Source organism: Bartonella sp. CE47NXGY, assembly GCF_042195415.1.
Taxonomy (GTDB): domain Bacteria; phylum Pseudomonadota; class Alphaproteobacteria; order Rhizobiales; family Rhizobiaceae; genus Bartonella.
Genome location: NZ_JBHIOI010000283.1, coordinates 1 through 568, shown reverse-complemented (window position 1 = coordinate 568; position 568 = coordinate 1). Strand labels below are relative to the sequence as shown.

Below are 568 nucleotides of genomic sequence, written 5' to 3'. Positions count from 1 at the left end.
TTGGATTGAAAAGTCTTCTTGGCCTAAATTGATAAGAAGGACTTTGACTTCACCACGGTAGTCACACTCAATCGTTCCTGGAGTGTTGAGGCATGTGATGCCCGTGTTTTAAGGCTAAGCCAGAGCGTGGACGGATGCGTGCTTCAAACCCAAGAGATAAATGAAAAATGAGACCTGTTGGAATAAGTGCCCGCTGCCCAGAGGCAAGAACAAGCGTTTCTTCTTTACCAATTGCTGCTTGTAAATCCAAGACCGCAGAATCAGCCGTTGTGTAGTGAGGAAGCTTTCTTGTCCCAAGTGCAAGATGCTGAACGGATAAAGTCAAGGGGGGTGTGAAGATTGAGAAGAGACAGGAGAAGAGTAAGGATACTTGTTTAGAGGGGCGTTTAGTGAAAAAACTTTGAAAGCAAATGCGCACTCCTTCTACACTTTAAAAGCCCAAGGGACTTCTAGTGAAAGAGTGGTTGGGTATGTGTTATTTTGAGAGTAGAGATTTTTCAGAGCTTCTTAAGTGTGTCCCGTTGAACCAAAACCTCCTGTTCCACGGCTCTCGTTATGGCTTTGGGTA

Annotated in this window: 1 pseudogene; it reads right to left on the bottom strand. The window is 44.9% G+C overall.

Annotation, left to right across the window (positions count from 1 at the left end):
* Nucleotides 1–325 (bottom strand): annotated as a pseudogene (gene dut, locus ACFIL3_RS11120) (dUTP diphosphatase); the annotation flags it as partial.
* Between the last annotated feature and the right edge of the window lie 243 nt (nt 326–568).